We start from the raw sequence: 20,386 nt of genomic DNA, 5'->3' as shown, positions 1-20,386 counted from the left end.
ACTTCCTACTTTTAAGTTACACGAAGACGTTCCACTTATAAGAAGGTCACAAAGTTTTTTATAACTTACAATTGTTTAGTTTGAAAAATTGACATTCTATTAAAATGCTCTTCTATTTTATTTAAAGATTGCTTTGTTGCTGCGCTTCTCGCATTGCCGAAACTTGAACTATACGCAAATTCCTAGCCCCGATTGAACGGCATGTTTGAGCTCTTTTCCTGAATTTCGGCGGCGGCAAAGCCGCCGCCGAAATTCAGGAAAAAGCGAGTAGTGAAAGCGGGATTAAGCTCCTGAAGAATTATGAATCCGTTTTTTTATTCATATTGATAATATAATACACTGGAAGTCCGAGTAAAACAATCAAAAATCCTGGCCAGGTGTATTGCTGTTTGTAGATCAGAAGAAGAACGCAGAAAACCGTTCCTATCACCAGATAAATAATCGGAGTAATGGGATACAACCATGTTTTGTAAGGTCTTTCGAGATTAGGCTGTTTGAATCTCAGATAAATAACTCCGAAAACGGTGATCATATAAAACAAAACGATAACGAATGAAATCATGTCTAAAAGATTTCCATACTGTCCGCTCAGACATAAAACAGATGCCCAAATTCCCTGCATCCAAAGCGCATTTGACGGAACATCGTTTTTATTATTCTCAATGGCAGATTTGAAAAAAAGACCATCTTTTGCCATCGTCTGGAAAACTCTTGCTCCGGCTAAGATCAATCCGTTGTTGCAGCCAAAAGTTGAAACCATTACAAGAACCGCAATAATTACCGTTCCTGCACTTCCGAAGATATTCTGTGATGCAGCTACCGCTACTCTGTCATTCGCTGCAAATGCGATGGAATCTCGGTCGATCGCATTTAAGTAAACAAAATTCACTGCGATATATAAAAGCATCACTGCGGAAGTTCCTAAGATCATTGCTTTCACAACATTTTTCTTAGGGTTTTCAATTTCACCTGAAACGAAAGTCACGCTTTCCCAAGCTACAGAACTGAAAACAGATCCTACCATTGCTGCGGCAATCCCGCCCATTAAAGTCATTCCGTCAATCGATTTCCAACCGGTTTTCAAAAAATTTCCTTCTGCGTCTTTATCGATATTGTTAAATGCATTGTTTCCGAAGCTGAAGTTTTCTGCCAAATGTGAAAAATCTACAAAAATAAAACCTGCAGCAATCAATCCTAATAAAGCTACTATTTTTGAACCTGTAAATAAGTTTTGAAGGATTTTTCCACTTTCCACACCTCTTGTATTGATGTAGGTAAGCAAAATGATAATGGCAATTGCCAACATTTGAATCCATGTAATTTTAAACTCACCACTTTGGAAAATAGGAACTGCATCATTGAGCGAAGGAATCAGATAGGCAGTAAACTTACCGAAAGCCATTGCAACGGCAGCAATCGTTCCGGTCTGAATCACCGTAAACAATCCCCATCCATAAAGGAAACCCATTTTTTTACCAAAAATTTCTGTGAGATACGTGTATTGTCCGCCAGCTTTTGGAAATAATGCTGACAATTCACCATAGCTGATTGCTGCAGCAACGGTCATGATTCCAGTGATGACCCAGACAACAATCATCCAGTAGCCGGAACCGAGGTTTCGCATCATATCTGCACTTACGATAAAGATTCCGCTACCGATCATGGAGCCCATTACGAGCATCGTGGCGTCCCAGAGTTTTAGTTTTTTTTGCATATTCAAATATTACCCTCAAATATAGATAAATATGCAATTGTTTTTGAATTTTGTTTTGAATTGAGAAACAAACTGTTTTTTATCAACTCTATAATCTATCTTAATTCAAATTTTATTATTAATTTTGGAAAAAATATTAAAAATGAAATTAAAATCCATATTATTTTTAGTGGCAGTAAGCGCCTCTTCATTAGCATTCGCACAGGAACAGAAGAAATCTGGTCCACCTGCAGGAAATGCAATCGTAGGTGATACTTACGGATCTGTTGTAGCTTCATCAGAATCTAAAGCGATGACTGTTGATAAACTTGCAAAAAAATTAAAAAAAGACAACAAAAAAGTTGAGAACGTTGCCATCAAAGGAAAAGTGGTTGACGTTTGCGATAAAAAAGGTTGCTGGTTGACGATTCAAACTGAAGATGATACTCAGTTTTTTGTAAAAATGAAAGACTATGGGTTTTTCGTACCAACAGCTTTGAAAGGTAAAAATGTAGTTTTAGAGGGCAATGCTGAAAGAAAAGTAACTTCTATCGACGAACAGAAGCATTACGCAGAAGATGCTAAAAAGCCTCAAGCTGAAATTGATGCGATCACAAAACCAAAAGAAGAGATCAGATTTGTAGCCAACGGAATTAAAGTTGTCAACTAATGCACCATAAAATTAAAAGAAAAGCGGAACAAAATTGTTCCGCTTTTTTTATTCCTCTATTTTGAAACTGACTTCCGAATCCAGTTTCGGATATTTTGTATCACTGACAAACTTTTTTCCTGTACAGTCGATTTCGAGCCAGCCTTTTCTTTTCTTAACTTCTCCAACTTCTATTACAAAAGGGATAAAAGATATTTCTTCTTTTCCTTCTTCAAAAATTTCTCTGTACTGAACAGCAATATCGAGAACGCATTCATGATCTGTATTCAATTTCACATTTCTGTAGACAATATCATAATGTGTTTCCTGATTTTCCGGAATTTCCAGATATTTTTCCCAGCCTGTAATTGCAGATTTTAATTCACTGATTGCTTTTAGAGCATAATATAAGGCGATTGTGTAATACTTTCTCGTTCCTTTTCGTGTGTAGTCATCAATAAAATGTCCACCTTCAAATAAAATGGTCGGCATTCCTGCTTTGATAAAATTATCACCCGTAGAAGTGGGATAGAACTCATCAGAATACCGCCCGATCTGATTGGGAATTAATTCTTTTAAATATTCATAAACCTGCCCGATCACTGCCATACATTTTTTTCGGTTTTCCGTAATGGTTCTTTCCTCGTTTTCTGAAGGTGCCAAAAAGGAGAGTGTTGCAGGATGTATGCCATCTGTTGTGAAAATTGTACGCTGCTCATGAAGATTCAGAGCATAATCATATTTTGTTTCAGCAGCTATTTTCTTTAGGAATTTGATTTCTTTACTTGCCTCATTATGGAAATCTCTGTTCAGATCGATTTCTGCAGCATTGAGTCTTGTCCATCTTTCCGAACCATCAGGATTTAGCATAAAGATAAAATCTAAACTTATCTGACTGAAAAGTTTGTCTTTCATTTCAGGAGTTTTATCCAATGTCATTAAAAGATCAAGCATTGCATGAGTAGCGTTCGATTCATTACCGTGCATTTGTGACCATGCTAAGACTTTTATGTTTCCGTTTCCAACAGTTAATTTATAAATAGGCTTGTCTAAATATGATCTTCCTATCTCCAAAATATAATCGCTGAGATTGGTCTGTAGGTAAGAAAATAATTTTTCGGGAGAAATATAACGATTTGGGAAATCGGGATTTTGGATATACAAATGTTCAAAATTCATTTAAACTCAATTTACATGAGTCAAAAATACTATTTTTTCATGGTAAAATAAAATTCACATTTGTAATTTCATTAAACGATGTGAATTGCCAAAAAGTCTGTTAGTTAAATTGTGGATTGATAATAATTTAACAAATACTATTTAAAATATTTAAATTCAGCAGTTTATAAATTTTAACTCAACAATTACAATAGATATGCTTTAAGTGTGAATAAGTGTAAATATCTAAAAATGAGTGTTATTTTGCTAAACGTGTAGAATGTGGATTATAGCAGAAACACACTAATGTATACAAATGTAAACTAATTATATTTTGTAATTATTCTTCTATTTCTTAGCCTTCAAAAGAGCTTTAACTATCTGCTCTAAATTTTTAATCATTATTTAAGAAATAAATAAAACTAAGGTCTTAATATTTTGTTAAAACTACTTTAAATAAAGGTTTAAGTTAATATGACCGTCAATGAATATAATAAATATTAGGAATAACCTACAAAACCAGCAATATAGCCTCTCTCCCACTCCACAAAAGATAAGATCAATTGCAAAATACTTCTGGAAGGCTTATGTAGTAAATTTGAGTACTAAATTCCATGAAATTTTAATTAAAGTATTTAATTAAAAATCTTATCTCGAGGTTTACTTTAAGTGCAATATGGGTGATGTTTATTAATTAAATATTGTGGATGGATCTGAATGTTATCAACAGTATTCATGTAATATATTGATATTTAGTGTATTATATAGTTTACTTTTGTATATTCAAATTCATTTACATTATTTACATTTGTATTTTGCAATTGTAAACGTTATTTTTACATTTGTAACAATATTAAATACTTATTTTATGAGTTTAAATGAGAGAATTTCAAAGGTCATAGAATATTCTAAATTGAGTTCTTCTGAATTTGCAGATGAAATTGATGTGCAGCGTTCTTCCATTTCGCATATTACTTCAGGAAGAAATAAACCCTCTCTTGAATTTATCATAAAAATAAAATCAAGGTTTCCTGAGATTCTTTGGGATTGGTTGGTCAATGGTGATGGTGAAATGCTGAAGTCTGAACTTCCGGAAACAGAGGTTATAAAAGTTGAAGAAAATTCAGAAGAAAAAACCAAACCAACATCTCTCCCCGATTTATTCACAATGATCAATGAGGATGAGGATGAGGATTTTGACAGTGAAGAAGAGAAAACGAAAGAAATCCCGGTTGTACAAGAATCTGTTATTTCGCATCAAAGTAAAGCTGAAGAAAAAATATCCGATTCTCAGCGATTAGAAAAATCGAATGAAGAAATTATTAGTAAAGCAATTGAAAATCAAAGCAATAAAATAAAACGGATTGTTTTGTTTTACGAAAACGGAAAATTTGAAAGTTTTGAGCCATAAAAAAATCTGATCTTAATAAAACAGATCAGATTTTAAACATTTATAAAATAAAATTTACTGCTTTATCATTTTTGTAATTTTTGTGGTTTCGTCACTCTTAATTTTTAAAATGTAATTTCCTTTTGGTAAATCAGAGACATTATAATCTTCTGCACCTTTTAAAGTTCTTACCAACTTTCCTGAAACATCCATAATCTCTACGATACTGATATTAATTTTCCCGTGATTATTAATTTTAAACGATTCTTTTACAGGATTTGGATACACCTGAATTCTATTATCATACTGCATCACTTCATCTGTACCTAATACAGAGGTATAGGTGATTACAAAAGGCATATCAACAGTTACATCAGGTGCAGTTGTAGGAAGTCCGTCATCGATAACAGCTGACCAGCTTGTAGGAGCAACCGCGTTAAATTGCTTTGCATTAAATGATGCAAGACCACGACTTCCTGGGATCGTAACTGATGGCAGGAAATTAGCAGTTGAGGTAGAATTTTGTAGTTGAAATTTAACCCAATACGTTCCGGGAGCAAGAGTTTTAGGTACGTTTGCGGTAACTTTCCATATCTTTCTTGTACTACCCACTGCGCTACCAGGAGCAGGTACAGAACTATTGAAAATTCTGTACATATTAGAATCTACACTTGAGACAAATCTATTGGTAGTATCATCACCAAATACGCTCACAGCTCCAGTAACTGATGGATCTGAACTGAAAATATTTACCCTAACAGTATTAAATGGACTTGCAGTTCCTGTATAACCTGTTTGGTATGCAAAGAAATCTATCGTTGAGATTTGCCATGAATTTGCACCGGGTGGCACTACAAAATCGTCAGCTAAGTAAAAGTTATTTGTTGCCGATACGTAGCTGCCAGAAAATCCTGCACTGGTGTTCGTTTCAGTAAGATTTGCCGTATCATTCTGTACTTCGGACCAAGTATAACCTGCAGGTGCTGCTGTACCACTTTTTGATGTAGCTCCAGTACTTAATCCACCATTGTTGTAAGTTTGGGCGACTGTAAGATTAGCTAATAAAAAAATAGCAATGTGTAGAGTTTTTTTCATGTTATTAATTTTAAGTTCATAACGAAATTATAAAAATAATGTTATATTAATAACAAATTATAATATAATTTAATACATTATAACGAAAATCAATAAACTAAAGTTTTTTAATTAATTTTATAAATAATTAAAAAACTAAAAAACTTCATATTAAAATGAAGTTTTTTAAAGTTTATTTACTGAATATTATTTTTTTCTTCTGTCAAGTTCTTTTTTAATCAAACCCAATTCTCTTCCTGTTTGTCCGGCAACAGAAGTGTTTTCTCTGGCTCTTCTTGTAAGATACGGAACAACATCTTTCACAGGTCCGTAGGGAAGATATTTAGCCACATTATAACCTTTATCTGACAGAAAGAAACTAATGTTATCACTCATCCCATAAAGCTGTCCAAAATAGATGTGAGGATTATCGTTTTCCAGACCTTTCGCTTTCATTTTGTCCATTACAAGTTCAGAAGAAATCTCATTATGGGTTCCGAAGAAAGCCGAAACTTTATCCAAATGGTTCAACACAAAGTCAATTCCTGCATTATAATTTTTATCTGAAGCATCTTTGGTTGGCTGGATGGGATCTGCATATCCTTTTTCGGCAGCTCTTGCTCTTTCTTTTTCCATATAAGCACCACGAACGATCTTATAGCCAATAAAATAATTCTTTTCCTTTGCTCTCTGAAGATTCTCTTCCATATATTCCAAACGGTGCGTTCTGTACATTTGAATGGTGTTCCAGACAATCGGTTTTTCCTGATTGTATTTTTCCATCATTTCTTCACAAAGCTGATCTGCGGCGTCCTGCATCCAGGATTCTTCTGCATCGATCATTACTTTTTTATCATGTTCATGACAAAGTTTGCAGACTTCATCAAATCTTTTCACAACTCTTGCCCATTCTTCTTTCTGGCTAGAAGTCAGTTCTGCATTTTTCCCGACAGCTTCGTACAGATCGATTCTTCCGAAAGCGGTAGGCTTAAATACAATAAAAGGAATCGCAGGATTTCCTACTGAAAATTTAATAATATCTTTAATTTCCTGACAAACAGCATCAAAAGTTTCTTCATCTTCTTTCCCTTCAATCGAATAATCGAAAATGCTTCCGACTCCTCTTTTGAAAAGCTGTTTCACTGCTTTCATGCTTTCTTCGCGCGTTTCACCACCTACAAATTGTTCAAACAAAGTTTTCTTTACAATTCCGGTAACGAATGGAAAATTATTATGAACGGTAAAATTAAGGACAGAAGTTCCAAGACTTGTCAAAGCGGGCTGTTCGATCATTTTAAACATCCAATACGCTTTTCTTAACTGTGCATCTGTTTTATCAGCAAACGCAACTTTGGTATCGTTAAAAATGGGCATTCTTTTTATTAAATTTGATTTTGGCAAATGTAAGAATAACCATAATGTTATTAAAATATATTTTCTACAATTTACCTTCGATTCCGTTGAGGAGCATTGAGAGTATTCCGATGAAAACCCAGAAGCGTAATATATTGATTGTAATAAACTTACTCCGTTTAGAATAATTTAAAAGCAGATAAATGCAGAAAATCATTACAAATAATCCCGCAGAAAAGTAGTAAGACATGAATCCCGAAATCCCCGTTTTTGCAATCAGCTTCATAGAAACTGCCATTGTCAAAATAATGAAGAAAATAATAACTGATTTTGAAATTTTATCTTTAAATGAATTGGGAATTGTTCGGTAGCCAAAAATTTTATCTGCTCTTTTCGTCAGAGTATCTTTCACCATATCAATACACAGAAGAATCAGAAATAAAAAAACTGCCATCAGAAGAACTTTCTTTGAAAAAGTCTCATAGTAAACCATCATTCCAAAGAACGGATATAAAGTAAGGCTTACAAACGTGAGATTATTTAAAATTAAAATACGGCTCAGTTTATGGCTGTAAAACCACATAAAGAACTGATAAATAATAAAGAAAATCAAAACTCTGTAAGAAATAAAACTGGCAACTCCCAATGAAATTACCGTAAGAACCAGATAAGCATAGAGAAAGTATTTTTGCTTGATAAAACTTTGGATTCTTGTTCTGAAAGGTTTTACCACATGATCTTTCTCAAAATCGTAAAACTGGTTGATAATTCCTCCTGCGAGTATCGAAAGAACTGTACAGAAAATGATCCCGTGAACTTTAAAATCAAAAACGAAATTTCTGAATGATTCTTCCTGATTAAACAGGAAAAAAGTAGAAACGTACAACGCAAAAGTAAGTAAAATAGCTACAAAAAACCTTGCACCTAAAAGAAAACCGACAAATTGTGAAAGTCTGTAAAACAGAGATTTGGAAACAAAATTCTTTTCCTGGAAAGTTTCTTTTTCAGAATTCATTTCCGGAATTTTAGAATCTGTAAATCACTTCTTTTTGGAAACCATCAAGCATTTTCTCTGCTTTCTCGTAGTCTTTTGTGAAACCTAAAATATAACCGCCACCTCCGCTTCCGCAAAGTTTAAGATAATAAGCATTAGAATCTAATCCTTTTTTCCAGATGTTGAAAATACTTTCAGGAATCATCGGACGGAAATGTTCGTAAGCCCAGTGTGAAAGCTTTTTAAGGTTTCTGAAGAACGGATTCATATCTTTTTTCAGGAAAGAATCGATGCACGCGTTGTTGTAGCGAATAAACTCTTCCTTCAGAGTCTTACGGAAACCTTCAGTTTTCATTTTTTCAAAGAAAATCTGAATCATTGGTCCGGTTTCTCCTGTAATTCCTGAATCGATAAGAAAAATTGCGCCTTTTCCTTCTTCGCCTTTCGGAATGGCAACTTTATCCAAATTTTCTTTATTTTCGATAAGAATCGGAAGATTCATATAACAGATCAAAGGATCCATACCTGAACTTTTACCGTGGAAATAGCTTTCCATTTCACCAAAAATAGCTTTTATATTTTTCAGATCGTCTTTAGAAATATTCTCAGGATCGTGTTTTGTGAAGCAATATTTTTCAAAAATAGCTGCTACCAAAGCTCCTGAACTTCCTACTCCGTATCCCTGAGGAATATTTGAATCAAAGAAAAGTCCGTTTGAAATATCTTCTTTAAAACGGGAAACATCTAATCTGAAATTTTCCGGTAAGTTTAAATTCACCAGAAAATCAGAGTATTTCTGTAAATGTTGATTTGATTTTTTTTCGAATTCCGAATCAGAATCTGAGAATTTCAATGTTCCTTTATAGAAGCTGTAAGGAACTACAAGACCTTGAGAATCTTCTATCATTCCGTATTCTCCAAAAAGAATTATTTTAGCATAAAATAAAGGGTTTGTCATTGATAATAAATCTTTTGTGCAAAGTTAATGCTTTCTGCTCAATATTAACAAATTTTAAGCCATTTTAAAGATTTTACACTTTTGTTTTTAAGAATCTGATAATAATCGCTCCTGCTGCAAAAAAGGTTGACATCGCAATAAATGCATACTGCATATTTCCAAATTTCTGAATGATTACACTGAAAATAAGCATCCCGCAAATAATCGCAATCTTTTCTAGCACATCATAAAAGCTGAAATATGTCGTATTTTCCATTGAGTTCTCAGGTAAAAGTTTTGAATACGTAGATCTTGACATTGCCTGAAGACCCCCCATTACCAAACCGATCAAACCCGCCAAGGCATAAAACTGAAGCTGAAGATTTGGATTTTCTTTATTAAGAGAAAAAGCTGAAATGCAGCAGATAATCCAGATCACTACAGCAATCGTAATAACGTTTTTGTTACCAATTTTCCTAGATAATCTTGAAAATAAAAATGCCCCGAAAATCGCTATAATCTGTATCACTAAAATCGTAATAATCAATTTATATTTATCTGCCTGCTTCGGGAAAATATCTGTACTTCCAAACGGAACCGCCATCAGGAAAATAGTTTGCATTCCTACACTGTAGAAAAAGAAACTCAGTAAAAAGAATTTTAAGCTTTTATCTGCAAACAGTTTACTCCCCACCCGGAACAATTCTCTGAAACTCTCCTTCGCAATATCTTTATAAAAGCTGAAATTATCTTTTAAAACTTCAAAAAAACCTCCCTGCTCTTCGTGTCTTTTAAATATATTTTTATAATTTAATAATACAAGATCTTTAGGAAGCTTTTCTTTAACATCGCCAAACTGAGGTAAATGTTTAAAAGTATATTGTGAAAAGCCAAACCACCAGGCTCCCGTAAGTAAAAAGCTTATTCTGATGAATGTATTGGTCTGCTCCGCTCCTTTTGCAACTACCTGAATCAATACCAAACAGATTATCAATAAAACTACCGATCCTAAATACCCATAAATATACCCTTTAGCGGAAAGTGCATCCTGTCTTTCCGGTGTCGCAATGTCCGGTAAAAATGAGTTATAGAATACCAAACTACCCCAAAAACCTACACTTGCCGTAATACTGAAGAGCAACCCCAAAAATATATTTTCCATCCCTGTAAACATGGCCAATCCCATACAAGAAGTAGCTCCCAGATAACAGAAAAATTGTAGAAAGGATTTCTTGTTTCCGATAGTATCTGCTAATGAAGAAAGAAACGGAGAAAGTAAAACAACAAGGAAAAATGAAATCGCATAAGAAAAACTCAATACAGCTTCCGGCTCGTAAGTCTCACCGAAAACTTTGATCATATTTCTCACCGGAATTTCCTGAACCTCTTTTGCTGCGGCTACATATTCTTTTCTGTTGTAAGCAGTCGTAAGAATTGTATAATAAATAGGAAAAATTGCGGAAGTAATTACCAAAGAATATACCGAGTTTGCCCAGTCGTATACTGCCCAGGCTTTCATGATCTTCGGATTGTTTTTGATATTATTTGTTGGTTGAATTTCTGTTTCAGACATTTTTCAATCGAATTAGTTGCACAAAAATAGAAAAACCGTTGAATGTTCGGTTGTTTTTTGTTTGTTATTTTTCATATTTAGCTAAGAATTAATAATGAGTAGTCTTTTTATTTGATATTAATTTATTTTTGCCCGTCTAAATATCAGAAAGTATCTCTCTGTATTGGTTTGCTTCGTCTGAATTTCAGAAAGCTTCATTCTGTTTTGCTTTTGAATGTCGGGAGTCAGACAGCATAACAATATTTTAATATCGCAGGAGAAATTTTTAGTGCTTATTTTTTTTGAATTAAATGAATATTAATTTTAAGAATATTCTTTTGTGTAGAAGCAATAGGTTTTTAAAGTGTTGCTCCTACGGAGTTCGTTCATTAAGTTGATACTATTCTACAAACATTTTGCTCCTGCGAAGCAATTCACAGAGCTCACTATAGTTTTGAATACAATTAAATTCAAATTAGGTATTAATAAATTAAATAAAAAAGCCAAAAACACGTATGATTTTGGCTTTAACTTTATTGTAAGTGCATCTATTTATTTAAAAAATCTTTGAATTTTTGATTCGTCAGAATTTTTAAAAATAATTAACAAAATACCTAAACCCTGAACAATAGAACCTACTGTTAGGCAAATATTGCCATTAAGTGGTCCAAATGAGAAGTGTGTAATTTTCAACCAGACACCAAATAAATTGATTATGAAGCCTACTAAAAATATTACAATGGCATATTTTGTTTTCATAAAATCTTACATATTTTCAATAACAATAGCAGAAGCGCCACCACCACCATTACAGATAGCTGCAGCACCGTATTTACCGTTGTTTTGTTTTAATACATTGATCAGAGTAACGATGATTCTTGAGCCTGAACTTCCAAGTGGATGTCCCAAAGCTACTGCTCCTCCATTCACGTTTACTTTAGCAGCATCCAATCCTAAGATCTTATTGTTTGCCAAACCAACTACAGAAAACGCTTCATTGAATTCGAAGAAATCAATATCTGAAATCTCAAGACCTGCCTTTTTAAGAGCAATTGGTAATGCTTTTGAAGGCGCAGTTGTAAAGTTTTCAGGCTCCTGAGCTGCGTCAGCGTAAGAAATGATTTTTGCCAATGGCTTCAATCCCAATTCTTCCATTTTCTCTTTTGAAACAAGGATCAACGCAGAAGCACCGTCATTTAAAGTAGATGCATTGGCTGCCGTAACAGTTCCTTCTTCTTTTTTGAAAACTGTAGGAAGTGTAGGAAGTCTATCGAAATTCACCGCTTTGTATTCTTCATCTTCAGAAAAAATGATCGGATCTCCTTTTCTTTGTGGAATTGAAACAGGAACTACCTCTTCAGCAAATTTCCCTTCGCTCCATGCTTTCGCAGATCTTTTATAAGATTCGATGGCAAAATTATCCTGATCTTCTCTTGTAAAATGGTAATCTGCAGCACATTTTTCTGCGCAAACTCCCATGTGAACTTTGTTGTAAACGTCTGTAAGACCGTCTAAAACCATTCCGTCCTGCATTTTTACGTCGCCTAATTTTGTAGCGTTTCTTGCATTGTAGTAATGCGGAACTGAAGACATATTTTCCATACCTCCTGCAACAATTACATCTGCATCACCAGCTTTGATCGCCTGTGCAGCCATTGTTACCGCTTTCATCCCTGAAGCACAAACTTTATTGATCGTTGTAGACGGAGTTTCGTTTGAAAGTCCAGCTCCTAATGCAACCTGACGAGCCGGAGCCTGTCCTTCACCTGCCTGTAACACGTTACCCATATAAATTTCCTGAACGTTTTTAGGATCAAGACTGATCTTGTCTAACGCTCCTTTTACTGCAGTTGCGCCCAATTTTGTAGCAGGAACTGTGGATAAGCTTCCCATAAAACTTCCCATTGGTGTTCTTACTGCGGAAACTATGAATACTTCTTTCATTTTATATAATTATTTAATTTTAATTTACTCTATTTTTTCAAGAACAAATTCATCGGTTTTATTAAAGTAGAGAGTCTGAATTTTAATAAACTGATGATCCGTTTCTATAATTTTATTAGTGATGACATCACCTATTCTCATAGGATTTTTACCATCTGATTTCCCTGTGACTGTAGTTTTATAGGTGCAGTCGTCTAGATATTCTATTTTATATTTAATATAATCTTTACCATTATTCGTGTACTCCCGTTGAGAATCTTTTTTGATGACGATATTCCATTTTTTGGCAGAACCACCTTCTTTAATGAATTTGCCTTCTTTGATAAGGTGACATTTTGCAGGAGAATCTGGTAATAAAAAATGCTCCTGAGATTTCACTCTAGAAGAACAGAAAATGAATATGATAACTAAAATTGAGTATACTTTCATATTTTTTTCTTTGTTGCAAATAACATCAAGATAGCTCCTAAAAATTCAACTACCCAACCCCATTTTAGCTTTACTGTTGCAGCTAAAGTTTCTGTCCATGATTTGAATGGAAGAAAACTGAAATAGCTGAACGCCTGATATTTTGTCGCGAAAATGGTAAACAGAAACAAAAGAATTAGCAAAATGCTAAAAGTTTTAACGATTTTCGGATTGTTATTCATGATTCCGAACAATGCAATTGCAGAGAAAACCCAACAAGCGATTGCCAGATAATGGTCTACTTTCCAGTAATTCCAGTTCCCAATAACAGGAACATGAACGAGCGGAAGGAAACTTCCGACGACCACTAAAATCAATCCGACTAATTGTATATTTTTCATCTTTTTATAAGATTCTTAGAAAGCCAAAGTACAAAAAAAAACACACTTAATGAAGGTGTGTTTCAAAATCAAATAATTGATTACTAACTATTAATATCGACAAAATATTTAACGAAAAATTAATTATTATTTAATGAAAATTAAATTCAGATGAATACTTAAAAATTAATATACAGTAATTCTAAACCAATCTGAATCCCATATTTGTTATTTATTTTGGCATTTTCATTAAATATAGGGGTAAAATCTTTTTTCACAAAAACATTCAATGCGCCATATCCTAAAGATATTTTACCTCCAAAAAGGAAGTTATTCACAGATCCATTAATATTTTCTCTGTAACTTGTTCTGTGATCCTCAAAATTTTTATAGATAATTTGATTTTGACTTAGATATCTCACACCACCGTAAACTCCGGCCGAAACTCTGAAATTACCTTTTGAGTTATCAAGCATTTTCACATCGTTTTCGGTAGTATACTTAGGATTTAAGACAAAAACAAAATCGATAGGAACGGTCACATAATAATTGGAAATTCTTGAATTTTTTAAATTTCCCTGCGTGAAATCTGTGAGGTAAATCTGGCGATTCTGCTGTAAAAAAACTTTAGAATTATCTAAAGCATAAGTATCAGTTCTCACACCTAATCCGACTCTATAGAACACAGGAGAAGTAAGTGAACCAAACTGTCTTGTAGCGCGATATTCAATAACATAGGATGAAGATTTTCCAAATTTCATTTCCGAAGATCTGTTTGCCAAATTCAAAGAACCGGCAGAATTTGTAAGATTTGCAAAAGCAAAAGATATATTTAAATCATTTTCTTTTAATAATTCTTTTTTAGTCTTTTTTTGATCTTTAAAACTAAGAATTGCATTATTTTGCGCAAAACCGATTTGATCAAAAACCTTTCCTTTTCCCATCACAGAACTTTTCACCAATTCTTTGGTTGCATTTTCTAAATTACCTTTTTCGTTATCAACTTTTTCATTAATAATCTGCTCGTATTTCGTGGCAACTTCATTTCTCTGTTTCTGCTTTTCTTCTGCCGATAATTTATTTTCTTTAAAACTTTTATCTAAATTATCAAGCTCAGTATTCATTTTTGCTTTTTCAGAGACGATAATACTATCAATTTTTTTAGAATAGTTTCTCATATGGATGTCAGTGTAAGGATTTTCCTGAGCATTAGCATAGGAAAACGCAATGACAGCAGCGAGTAAGGCAATTTTTGTTTTCATATTTAGTAATTATTTTTTAGACATTATTTTACTTCTGCAGACTATTGTAGCAGTATTTTTTATTTCAAAAAATTTATTAATCTATTTAGAATCTACGTAAACACTTACTCCCAGAACAGTAACATTACCAAAATTAGGAAGCACTTTATTAAGATGGATAACACCGAAATTTCTTTTCTCCATATTAGCATTCTCACGGGATTTGTCAAGTTCTCTTCCCAACAAAAGATCGTTTGCGCTTACGTAGCTGATTTTCTTTGTATCTGAAATTACAGGATTAATCTTATTTTCAATATTTTCAGGTTGATCAATTTTGTTTTCAGGTTGGTTAATAACAATTTTTGTTTCTGTAGGTTCTGAAATTTGAGGTTTAATAATTTCTTTTTGTGGTACTAAATCCTTGTTGTTATTCTGTTTTACTTTCTGATCGGTTTCGTTAACAATTTTCGGAGCAGTTTCTACAACTGTATTTTCTTTTTGAAAAATTTTTTCTGAATTATTCTCTTTTTCTAATACTTCTTTTTTAAGATTCTGTTTTACAATGTAGTCTGTTTTTTCAGTATTAAAACCTTCGTTGTAATACATCAAAGCTCCCAAAGAAATCAGTAATAAAACAACAGCTGCATACTTCCACCAGTTAACAGAGAAAGATGATTTCTGAGGTGATGCAGATTCTTTTTCCAAAGCTGCATCAATCTGATCCCAAAGATTTGCAGAAGGCTTTATTTCGAGCTCTTCGTAGTCAGATTTTAGCTGTTTCAGTATTTTTTTGTTCATTTTCTTTTGCTTTTAAATAATCAGCAATCCATTTTTTGGCTTTGCTCAATTGGCTTTTGCTTGTGCCTTCTGAAATATTAAGAATTTCAGCAATTTCCTGATGCTTTTTGTCTTCAAATACATAAAGATTAAATACCAGTTTATATCCTTCAGGCATTTGAGAAAATATCTCTTCGAGATTAATATCATTCAGTCTCTCATCAATCTCATCGTCCGGAAGATCATCTGCAATCTCAATATCTGAATAAAGGATATTTCTGTTTTTCCTGACAAAAGTGATAGAGTCATTTACCACAATTTTTCTCAGCCAAAACGGAAAGCTTTTCCATACTTTACAGTCTTCTATTTTATTAAAACACTTCAGAAAAGCATTCAATAAAATATCTTCAGCATCATGAATATTATTTGTGTAAGAATTTGCAACTGCCAACATTTTAGCTGAAAACAATTCATAAAGGGCTTTCTGAGCTCTTCTGTCCTGTTTTATGGCAAGTTTAAAATTCTCTTCTAAATTCTTCATGTATCGGTTTCTATCTATAAGACTGTAAAAAGTTGAAATGGTTGCCCGAAAATAAAAAAAATTGCACTTTTTTTCAAAAGTGCAATTGTATAATAGATTAAAGAAAAATTACTGAGCAAAAGAATATCTTGGTCCTCCGGACTGGAAAATTGCCAACATTCTATTTTTTTGGTCTGCAGAAAACATGTACATTGCCCTGTCATCTACATAATCCATGTAATTCATTGTCATTTCTATAGGAGTTCCTGAGCAGGTGCTGTAATGAGGGAAAGCCGGCGCACCATAATTTGCAGCATTATGAGAAGGTGTGTCAGCTACCAGATCATTTCCACAGGTAGCATCTCCCCAAATATGGCGAAGATTCATCCAATGTCCTACTTCGTGGGTAGCAGTTCTGCCTAAGTTAAACGGATAAGTAGCAGTTCCCGTGTTTCCGAGGTATTTAGAATCTATGACAACACCATCTGTTGCACTTGAGCCTCCGGGAAATTGTGCATATCCTAAAATCCCGCCACCAATTGTACATGCCCAAAGATTAAGTTTTGTTGTTGGTGAAATAGGATTCAGACCTCCCTGCGAAGATTTTTTCATTGCATCTCTAGTACCCCAAGAAGTTTTTTTTGTAGATTTTCTTACTACCTGATCTAATACGAAACGTATTCCTACATTGGCCTTCACATTAGAAAATGCAGCAGGAACATTACTATAATCGCTGTTTGTGGCATTAAAATCTTGATTTAGAATATCAATCTGAGATTGAATCTGTGCTTGAGAAATATTTTCGGCAGCAGTTCTGTAGAGTACATTTACAACAACAGGAATTTCGATAACTCCATTGACCAGTCTGGATTCGAAGTTATCATTAATCTTTGACTGGGTAAACGTTTCAATCTGTGCGATTTTCATCGCCAACTCAGGATTATTTGCTATCTGATCTTTCAAAACTTCGTCAGAGGCACAGCCTCTGCGCTCATTTGTATTTGAGATCTGGTTTTCTTCCGACAGGCTTTCTATTTTCTCATCCGATTCGCAGCCAGCTAGAATAGCACTTACTATTCCTAGCATAAAAATTGTCTTTTTCATTCTGTATTTGTATTAATTGTTATAAATTATTTTATTATTCTTAATAAAATAACGTTTCTAAAACAAATATAGAATTTTTACCCGAACCACAATCACTTTATAAAAAAAAATATGAAAAAAATTCATCAAAACATTCAATATAAACATCAAACACTGATAAATAATGAAAAAATTTAATAAATATTAAATTTTCGGTAAGAAAATTAATGCTTCACTGTTGCCAAATCATCCGGATTATGCTTATGCTTAAAGAAAAGAGCAAACAGAATGGTTATTATTAACGCATAACCTGCAAAAAGCAGCCATATCTCATGCCACATTTTATCACCATTCGCTAAGGTAAAGAAGTTTGAAATAACCCATCCGCTTCCAAAACTTCCTGCAATTGCCCCAAAACCATTGGTCATCATCATAAACAGACCTTGAGCAGAAGATCTGATTTTGTAATCTGTTGTTGTTTCCACAAAAAGAGAACCTGAAACATTGAAGAAGTCGAATGCCATTCCGTAAACAATACAAGAAAGGATTATCAAACCTAATCCAAAACCATACGGATCGCCATAAGCGAAGAATGCAAAGCGCAGAACCCAAGCAAACATGGAAATCAGCATTACATTTTTAATTCCAAATCTTTTTAAGAAAAACGGAATTGCCAGAATAAATGCAGTCTCTGAAAACTGTGATATAGACATGATCAAAGTAGATCGTTTTACAACAAAACTGTCTGCGTAAGCCGGATTTTTACCAAAATCTGATAAGAAAACATCACCATACATATTCGTCAATTGTAAAGCAGCTCCCAAAAACATTGAGAATATGAAAAACAATGCCAATTTATAATTTCCGAAGAGTTTAAAGGCATTTAGCCCTAATTTTTCCGCAATTGATGCATCTTTTGGAATAAGACTCTGTGGTTTACAAGGAGGTAATGTGAATGAATAAACAGCCAAAATTACCGCAAAAGCTGCCGCAATATAAAACTGATTTGCTGAAGCTTTGTTACCCGTTAAATTTGTAATCCACATGGCAGCAATAAAACCTAAAGTTCCCCAAACCCTTATTGGCGGGAAAACTTTTACCACATCAAAATTATTATTTTTTAATACATAATATGCAATAGAATTTGAGAGGGAAATTGTCGGCATATAAAAAAGCATGGCAACCAGCATTACCCAAAAGAATGTTGTGGGATTATCTACCTGTGGTAAGTAAAGCAAAGTGATGGCATATCCTAAATGCAAAATTCCATACAGTTTTTCGGCATTCATCCATCGGTCGGCAATAATCCCTGTTACAGCAGGCATGATGATGGATGCAATTCCTAAAGTCATGAAAACAATTCCAAACTGCTCTCCTCCCCATTGCATAGTACCAAACCAATAATTGGCAAAAGTAATAAGCCATGCTCCCCAAACAAAAAACTGAAGAAAACTGAGGACGGTCAATCGTAATTTTAAATTCATTATGTATTTATAAATATCTTAGTCAATTTTCTTTTTTCTTCTTTTAATCTCCTCCTGAATCTCAAGAGCGGTATCAAAATCTTCTTCTTTCACAGCTTCGTCTAATAATTTCTGTAGTTCTTCCATCGAAATATGCTTGAGACTGTCTTCATCCTGAACCGTTTCAGAGAAAACATCATCTTCTTTGGCTGTTTCTTCCAGCTCAAGGAGAATTCCTGCCTCATTCAAAACCTGCTGCGTTGTAAAAATAGGCGCATCAAATCTTACTGCCATTGCTACAGCATCAGAAGTTCTGGCATCTAAGATCAATTCTTCTTCCGTAAGTTTGTTTTTAAAATTGATATTTGAAAAGAAAACTCCGTCAACAATCTGATAAATGATGACTGATACCAATTCAAACTGAGCGGAAACTATAAATTTTGTAAATAAATCGTGGGTAAGCGGACGCGGCGGATGAATGTCTTTCTCAAGGCCTAATGAAATGGATTGTGCCTCGAAATTTCCTATAACAACAGGTAATTTAATGTGTGTTTCTTCATGTTCCAATAACAATGCGTAAGCTCCCGATTGGGTCTGGCTGTACGATATTCCGCGAATGATTAGCTGTTTATAATCCATGACTACAAATATAAATTAATTTTTTATTGTAGGTTTTACTTTTTAGACAAAAATAAAAGCCCGGAAGCCGAGCTTTTATTGTATTTATTTGAATTTTGAATGCTCAAATGTCAATTCACTTCATTATCAATTTTAAAACTTACCATTGACTTGTGAAGCAAAATTCAGCAATCTTATCCTTTAAGTGTTTTGATTTTTTCAGTCAATGCAGGAATGATCTGGAAAGCATCTCCTACAACACCGTAATCAGCTGATTTGAAGAACGGAGCTTCTGCATCACTGTTGATTACGACAATAGTTTTAGAAGAGTTTACTCCCGCCAAATGCTGAATAGCCCCAGAAATACCGATGGCTATATATAAATTTGGGGAAATTGCTTTACCGGTTTGTCCAACGTGTTCTGTGTGAGGTCTCCAGCCAATATCTGAAACCGGTTTTGAACAAGCTGTAGCAGCGCCTAAAACGTTTGCCAATTCTTCTACCATTCCCCAGTTTTCAGGACCTTTCATTCCTCTTCCTGCAGACACTACCACTTCAGCTTCTTTAAGGTCTAATTTTCCTGAACTTTGCTCGTGAGAGATCACTTTTGTATCTTCATTAGCTACTGAAAGATTTTTCACTTCTTCAGAACCAGAAACTGCGTTTTCTTTCACACCAAAAGCGTTCTGAGAAACTGTGATGATCACACCTGCTCCTTCAGCTTTTGCATGCATAAATCCTTTTCCTGAAAATGCTTTTCTTTTTACCTGAAATGGAGACTGACTTTCCGGTGCTTCCAAAACGTTAGTAATTAAAGAAAAATTCTTCATCACCGCCAACATTGGTGCTACCGAAGAAGCATCTGTAGTGTGAGGAAAAACAATGATATTTCCGTCAAGAACCTCACTTACAGCCTGAGCATAAGCTTTTGCCGAGAAATTTTTAAGACCTTCGTCTTTGATATTGATTACGTTTGTTGCTCCATACTTATATAATAAATCTGAAGAATCTGTTGGGTTTACTGAGATTGCTGTAACAGTTTCACCTGCCTGATCTGCAACTGCTTTAGCATAAGAAACCGCCTCAAAAGCTGCTTTTTTGTAAACTCCGTTTATATTTTCTGCGTATACGAATACTGCCATTTTAAAATTA

At 33.9% G+C, this 20,386-nt stretch carries 19 protein-coding genes; 2 read left to right on the top strand and 17 right to left on the bottom strand.

Going from position 1 to position 20,386, the window contains the following annotated elements; translation table 11 throughout:
* Nucleotides 1-298 precede the first annotated feature (298 nt).
* The gene (locus AC4FQ5_RS05700; RefSeq protein ID WP_491141523.1) at nucleotides 299-1,714 is read right to left on the bottom strand and encodes an APC family permease; all 1,416 of its coding nucleotides are present in this window, start codon (nucleotides 1,712-1,714) and stop codon (nucleotides 299-301) included.
* A 142-nt stretch (nucleotides 1,715-1,856) separates the two neighbouring features.
* On the opposite strand from AC4FQ5_RS05700, the gene AC4FQ5_RS05695 reads away from it, so the two are divergent.
* Nucleotides 1,857-2,363, top strand: a complete 507-nt coding sequence (locus AC4FQ5_RS05695) for a DUF4920 domain-containing protein (protein WP_491141522.1) — start codon at nucleotides 1,857-1,859, stop codon at nucleotides 2,361-2,363.
* A gap of 48 nt (nucleotides 2,364-2,411) precedes the next feature.
* Here the strand turns inward: AC4FQ5_RS05695 and AC4FQ5_RS05690 are convergent, their stop codons facing one another.
* Nucleotides 2,412-3,521, bottom strand: a complete 1,110-nt coding sequence (locus tag AC4FQ5_RS05690; RefSeq protein WP_491141521.1) for a M14 family zinc carboxypeptidase — start codon at nucleotides 3,519-3,521, stop codon at nucleotides 2,412-2,414.
* Nucleotides 3,522-4,368: 847 nt separating this feature from the next.
* Between AC4FQ5_RS05690 and AC4FQ5_RS05685 the strand changes: the two genes are divergently transcribed.
* Complete coding sequence (locus AC4FQ5_RS05685; RefSeq protein WP_491141520.1) at nucleotides 4,369-4,911, top strand: helix-turn-helix domain-containing protein; 543 nt, start codon at nucleotides 4,369-4,371, stop codon at nucleotides 4,909-4,911.
* 54 nt (nucleotides 4,912-4,965) lie between these two features.
* On the opposite strand, the gene AC4FQ5_RS05680 is transcribed toward AC4FQ5_RS05685, so the two are convergent.
* From AC4FQ5_RS05680 to AC4FQ5_RS05610, 15 genes are all read right to left on the bottom strand, one after another.
* Nucleotides 4,966-5,985 carry a T9SS type A sorting domain-containing protein gene (locus AC4FQ5_RS05680; protein ID WP_491141519.1) on the bottom strand — a complete coding sequence of 340 codons (1,020 nt, stop codon included), beginning with the start codon at nucleotides 5,983-5,985 and terminating at the stop codon, nucleotides 4,966-4,968.
* A 186-nt stretch (nucleotides 5,986-6,171) separates the two neighbouring features.
* On the bottom strand, nucleotides 6,172-7,338 hold the full coding sequence (locus tag AC4FQ5_RS05675) for a proline dehydrogenase family protein (protein WP_491141518.1): 1,167 nt from the start codon (nucleotides 7,336-7,338) through the stop codon (nucleotides 6,172-6,174).
* Nucleotides 7,339-7,402: 64 nt separating this feature from the next.
* On the bottom strand, nucleotides 7,403-8,332 hold the full coding sequence (locus AC4FQ5_RS05670) for a UbiA family prenyltransferase (RefSeq protein WP_491141517.1): 930 nt from the start codon (nucleotides 8,330-8,332) through the stop codon (nucleotides 7,403-7,405).
* 10 nt (nucleotides 8,333-8,342) lie between these two features.
* Nucleotides 8,343-9,269, bottom strand: coding sequence for a mevalonate kinase family protein (locus AC4FQ5_RS05665; protein ID WP_491141516.1), 927 nt, complete (start codon nucleotides 9,267-9,269; stop codon nucleotides 8,343-8,345).
* Between the two features lie 73 nt (nucleotides 9,270-9,342).
* Nucleotides 9,343-10,821: an MFS transporter gene (locus AC4FQ5_RS05660; protein WP_491141515.1), complete on the bottom strand. Its 1,479-nt coding sequence runs from the start codon at nucleotides 10,819-10,821 to the stop codon at nucleotides 9,343-9,345.
* Between the two features lie 744 nt (nucleotides 10,822-11,565).
* Nucleotides 11,566-12,744 carry an acetyl-CoA C-acyltransferase gene (locus AC4FQ5_RS05655; RefSeq protein WP_491141514.1) on the bottom strand — a complete coding sequence of 393 codons (1,179 nt, stop codon included), beginning with the start codon at nucleotides 12,742-12,744 and terminating at the stop codon, nucleotides 11,566-11,568.
* Between the two features lie 24 nt (nucleotides 12,745-12,768).
* Nucleotides 12,769-13,173: a hypothetical protein gene (locus tag AC4FQ5_RS05650; RefSeq protein WP_491141513.1), complete on the bottom strand. Its 405-nt coding sequence runs from the start codon at nucleotides 13,171-13,173 to the stop codon at nucleotides 12,769-12,771.
* Complete coding sequence (locus AC4FQ5_RS05645; RefSeq protein ID WP_491141512.1) at nucleotides 13,170-13,553, bottom strand: hypothetical protein; 384 nt, start codon at nucleotides 13,551-13,553, stop codon at nucleotides 13,170-13,172. The genes AC4FQ5_RS05650 and AC4FQ5_RS05645 overlap by 4 nt, the downstream gene beginning before the upstream one ends.
* A gap of 158 nt (nucleotides 13,554-13,711) precedes the next feature.
* Entirely contained in the window at nucleotides 13,712-14,794 is a 1,083-nt protein-coding gene (locus tag AC4FQ5_RS05640; protein ID WP_491141511.1) for a hypothetical protein, read from the bottom strand.
* 81 nt (nucleotides 14,795-14,875) lie between these two features.
* Complete coding sequence (locus AC4FQ5_RS05635) at nucleotides 14,876-15,571, bottom strand: hypothetical protein (RefSeq protein ID WP_491141510.1); 696 nt, start codon at nucleotides 15,569-15,571, stop codon at nucleotides 14,876-14,878.
* The gene (locus AC4FQ5_RS05630; RefSeq protein WP_491141509.1) at nucleotides 15,537-16,091 is read right to left on the bottom strand and encodes an RNA polymerase sigma factor; all 555 of its coding nucleotides are present in this window, start codon (nucleotides 16,089-16,091) and stop codon (nucleotides 15,537-15,539) included. The genes AC4FQ5_RS05635 and AC4FQ5_RS05630 overlap by 35 nt, the downstream gene beginning before the upstream one ends.
* A 108-nt stretch (nucleotides 16,092-16,199) precedes the next feature.
* Nucleotides 16,200-17,174, bottom strand: a complete 975-nt coding sequence (locus AC4FQ5_RS05625) for a zinc metalloprotease (RefSeq protein ID WP_491141508.1) — start codon at nucleotides 17,172-17,174, stop codon at nucleotides 16,200-16,202.
* A 203-nt stretch (nucleotides 17,175-17,377) separates the two neighbouring features.
* Complete coding sequence (locus AC4FQ5_RS05620; RefSeq protein ID WP_491141507.1) at nucleotides 17,378-18,637, bottom strand: nucleoside permease; 1,260 nt, start codon at nucleotides 18,635-18,637, stop codon at nucleotides 17,378-17,380.
* An 18-nt stretch (nucleotides 18,638-18,655) separates the two neighbouring features.
* On the bottom strand, nucleotides 18,656-19,255 hold the full coding sequence (locus AC4FQ5_RS05615) for a bifunctional nuclease family protein (protein ID WP_491141506.1): 600 nt from the start codon (nucleotides 19,253-19,255) through the stop codon (nucleotides 18,656-18,658).
* A gap of 173 nt (nucleotides 19,256-19,428) precedes the next feature.
* Nucleotides 19,429-20,376: an electron transfer flavoprotein subunit alpha/FixB family protein gene (locus AC4FQ5_RS05610; protein ID WP_491141505.1), complete on the bottom strand. Its 948-nt coding sequence runs from the start codon at nucleotides 20,374-20,376 to the stop codon at nucleotides 19,429-19,431.
* Nucleotides 20,377-20,386: the final 10 nt, after the last annotated feature.

This window comes from Chryseobacterium sp. DT-167, from assembly GCF_058310155.1.
This window is presented reverse-complemented; position numbering and strand designations above follow the sequence as displayed.

What these genes read in the sequence shown, in the direction of transcription:
- AC4FQ5_RS05660 (WP_491141515.1), bottom strand. Translation starts at nt 10,821, where the DNA reads ATGTCTGAAACAGAAATTCAACCAACAAATAATATCAAAAACAATCCG.
- AC4FQ5_RS05615 (WP_491141506.1), bottom strand. Translation starts at nt 19,255, where the DNA reads ATGGATTATAAACAGCTAATCATTCGCGGAATATCGTACAGCCAGACC.
- AC4FQ5_RS05625 (WP_491141508.1), bottom strand. Translation starts at nt 17,174, where the DNA reads ATGAAAAAGACAATTTTTATGCTAGGAATAGTAAGTGCTATTCTAGCT.
- AC4FQ5_RS05665 (WP_491141516.1), bottom strand. Translation starts at nt 9,269, where the DNA reads ATGACAAACCCTTTATTTTATGCTAAAATAATTCTTTTTGGAGAATAC.
- AC4FQ5_RS05640 (WP_491141511.1), bottom strand. Translation starts at nt 14,794, where the DNA reads ATGAAAACAAAAATTGCCTTACTCGCTGCTGTCATTGCGTTTTCCTAT.
- AC4FQ5_RS05630 (WP_491141509.1), bottom strand. Translation starts at nt 16,091, where the DNA reads ATGAAGAATTTAGAAGAGAATTTTAAACTTGCCATAAAACAGGACAGA.
- AC4FQ5_RS05610 (WP_491141505.1), bottom strand. Translation starts at nt 20,376, where the DNA reads ATGGCAGTATTCGTATACGCAGAAAATATAAACGGAGTTTACAAAAAA.
- AC4FQ5_RS05655 (WP_491141514.1), bottom strand. Translation starts at nt 12,744, where the DNA reads ATGAAAGAAGTATTCATAGTTTCCGCAGTAAGAACACCAATGGGAAGT.
- AC4FQ5_RS05620 (WP_491141507.1), bottom strand. Translation starts at nt 18,637, where the DNA reads ATGAATTTAAAATTACGATTGACCGTCCTCAGTTTTCTTCAGTTTTTT.
- AC4FQ5_RS05635 (WP_491141510.1), bottom strand. Translation starts at nt 15,571, where the DNA reads ATGAACAAAAAAATACTGAAACAGCTAAAATCTGACTACGAAGAGCTC.
- AC4FQ5_RS05695 (WP_491141522.1), top strand. Translation starts at nt 1,857, where the DNA reads ATGAAATTAAAATCCATATTATTTTTAGTGGCAGTAAGCGCCTCTTCA.
- AC4FQ5_RS05670 (WP_491141517.1), bottom strand. Translation starts at nt 8,332, where the DNA reads ATGAATTCTGAAAAAGAAACTTTCCAGGAAAAGAATTTTGTTTCCAAA.
- AC4FQ5_RS05645 (WP_491141512.1), bottom strand. Translation starts at nt 13,553, where the DNA reads ATGAAAAATATACAATTAGTCGGATTGATTTTAGTGGTCGTCGGAAGT.
- AC4FQ5_RS05685 (WP_491141520.1), top strand. Translation starts at nt 4,369, where the DNA reads ATGAGTTTAAATGAGAGAATTTCAAAGGTCATAGAATATTCTAAATTG.
- AC4FQ5_RS05700 (WP_491141523.1), bottom strand. Translation starts at nt 1,714, where the DNA reads ATGCAAAAAAAACTAAAACTCTGGGACGCCACGATGCTCGTAATGGGC.
- AC4FQ5_RS05690 (WP_491141521.1), bottom strand. Translation starts at nt 3,521, where the DNA reads ATGAATTTTGAACATTTGTATATCCAAAATCCCGATTTCCCAAATCGT.
- AC4FQ5_RS05680 (WP_491141519.1), bottom strand. Translation starts at nt 5,985, where the DNA reads ATGAAAAAAACTCTACACATTGCTATTTTTTTATTAGCTAATCTTACA.
- AC4FQ5_RS05675 (WP_491141518.1), bottom strand. Translation starts at nt 7,338, where the DNA reads ATGCCCATTTTTAACGATACCAAAGTTGCGTTTGCTGATAAAACAGAT.
- AC4FQ5_RS05650 (WP_491141513.1), bottom strand. Translation starts at nt 13,173, where the DNA reads ATGAAAGTATACTCAATTTTAGTTATCATATTCATTTTCTGTTCTTCT.